Origin of the sequence: Halomonas sp. 5021 (assembly GCF_036663435.1) — a bacterium.
Lineage (GTDB): Bacteria > Pseudomonadota > Gammaproteobacteria > Pseudomonadales > Halomonadaceae > Vreelandella > Vreelandella janggokensis.
Map to the genome: position 1 here is coordinate 1 of NZ_JAXOVU010000029.1, position 2,361 is coordinate 2,361.

Genomic DNA, 2,361 nt, shown 5'->3' on the forward strand with positions numbered 1-2,361 from the left:
ATTTCACTGAGTCTCGGGTGGAGACAGCGTGGCCATCATTACGCCATTCGTGCAGGTCGGAACTTACCCGACAAGGAATTTCGCTACCTTAGGACCGTTATAGTTACGGCCGCCGTTTACCGGGGCTTCGATCAAGAGCTTCGCCTTACGGCTAACACCATCACTTAACCTTCCGGCACCGGGCAGGCGTCACACCCTATACGTCCGCTTACGCGTTAGCAGAGTGCTGTGTTTTTACTAAACAGTTGCAGCCACCTGGTATCTTCGACCGGTTCTCGCTGAAGCCGCGAGGGCTCTCACAATACGCCGGCGTGCCTTCTCCCGAAGTTACGGCACCATTTTGCCTAGTTCCTTCACCCGAGTTCTCTCAAGCGCCTTGGGATTCTCACCCTGACCACCTGTGTCGGTTTGGGGTACGGTCGCACATGATCTGAAGCTTAGAGGCTTTTCCTGGAAGCGTGGCATCGATGACTTCAACACCGTGGTGTCTTCGTCTCGTCTCTCGGCCTTGAGCGCCCGGATTTACCTGAGCCCTCAGCCTACCGACTTTCACCAGGACTACCAACGCCTGGCTCACCTAGCCTTCTTCGTCCCCCCATCGCAATCATGTCCGGTACGGGAATATTGACCCGTTTCCCATCGACTACGCCTTTCGGCCTCGCCTTAGGGGCCGACTCACTCTGCTCCGATTAGCGTCGAACAGAAACCCTTGGTCTTCCGGCGAGGGAGTTTTTCACTCCCTTTATCGTTACTCATGTCAGCATTCGCACTCGTGATACCTCCAGCGAACTTCTCAATTCACCTTCATCGGCGTACACGACGCTCCTCTACCGCTCACACCTAAGTGTGAACCCGTAGCTTCGGTACCTGGTTTAGCCCCGTTACATCTTCCGCGCAGGCCGACTCGACTAGTGAGCTATTACGCTTTCTTTAAAGGATGGCTGCTTCTAAGCCAACCTCCTAGCTGTCTGAGCCTTCCCACATCGTTTCCCACTTAACCAGGATTTCGGGACCTTAGCTGACGGTCTGGGTTGTTTCCCTTTTCACAACGGACGTTAGCACCCGCTGTGTGTCTCCCACGCTCGCACTCACCGGTATTCGGAGTTTGCCTCGGGTTGGTAAGTCGGGATGACCCCCTAGCCGAAACAGTGCTCTACCCCCGGCGGTGATACGTGAGGCGCTACCTAAATAGCTTTCGAGGAGAACCAGCTATCTCCGAGCTTGATTAGCCTTTCACTCCGATCCACAAGTCATCCAAATCTTTTTCAACAGATCCTGGTTCGGTCCTCCAATTGATGTTACTCAATCTTCAACCTGCTCATGGATAGATCGCTCGGTTTCGGGTCTATATCCAGCGACTGTGTCGCCCAGTTAAGACTCGGTTTCCCTACGGCTCCCCTATACGGTTAACCTCGCCACTGAATATAAGTCGCTGACCCATTATACAAAAGGTACGCAGTCACAGAACAAGTCTGCTCCTACTGCTTGTACGCACACGGTTTCAGGATCTATTTCACTCCCCTCTCCGGGGTTCTTTTCGCCTTTCCCTCACGGTACTGGTTCACTATCGGTCAGCCAGGAGTATTTAGCCTTGGAGGATGGTCCCCCCGTCTTCAGTCAAGGTTTCTCGTGCCCCGACCTACTCGATTTCACATGATCAGACTTTCGACTACGGGGCTATCACCCGCTACGGCCACGCTTCCCAACGTGTTCGGCTAGTCAGTCTCATGCTTAAGGGCTGGTCCCCGTTCGCTCGCCGCTACTGGGGGAATCTCGGTTGATTTCTTTTCCTCAGGGTACTTAGATGTTTCAGTTCCCCTGGTTCGCCTCCCCCACCTATATATTCAGTGGGGGATACTCATCTGATGATGAGTGGGTTTCCCCATTCAGAAATGCCCGGGTCACAGGTTGTTTGCCACCTCGCCGAGCCTTATCGCAGGCTTCCACGTCTTTCATCGCCTCTGGCTGCCTAGGCATCCACCGTGTGCGCTTCATTGCTTGACCCTATAACCCGAAGGGGTCTGGTGTCTCGCAATGATAACGATTGCCGGATACGCTTGAGACGTATCACAAAACAATTACGTATGAACGTCTTAAAAAACGTTCATGTCAGCATGATATACATTGTTAAAGAGCGACTGCTATGCGCAGTGATAAGCGGATGCTTTGTTCACATTAAAAGGAAAAAAGGTCTTTTCTCTTTTTTAACGTGAAGAAAACGCTTATCACTGCGTATCAACAGCTATCTGATCAGGTAATTCATTGTGAGCGCTTACCGCGAGGATGATGCATCGTTTAAGGAGGTGATCCAGCCGCAGGTTCCCCTACGGCTACCTTGTTACGACTTCACCCCAGTCATGA

General features: G+C 52.5%; 2 rRNA genes. Both read right to left on the bottom strand.

From position 1 onward, the window contains the following. Positions 1-2,004 (bottom strand): 23S ribosomal RNA (locus R3F64_RS19305); the annotation flags it as partial. Positions 2,005-2,296: 292 nt separating this feature from the next. Beyond that, a 16S ribosomal RNA gene (locus R3F64_RS19310) occupies positions 2,297-2,361 on the bottom strand; the annotation flags it as partial.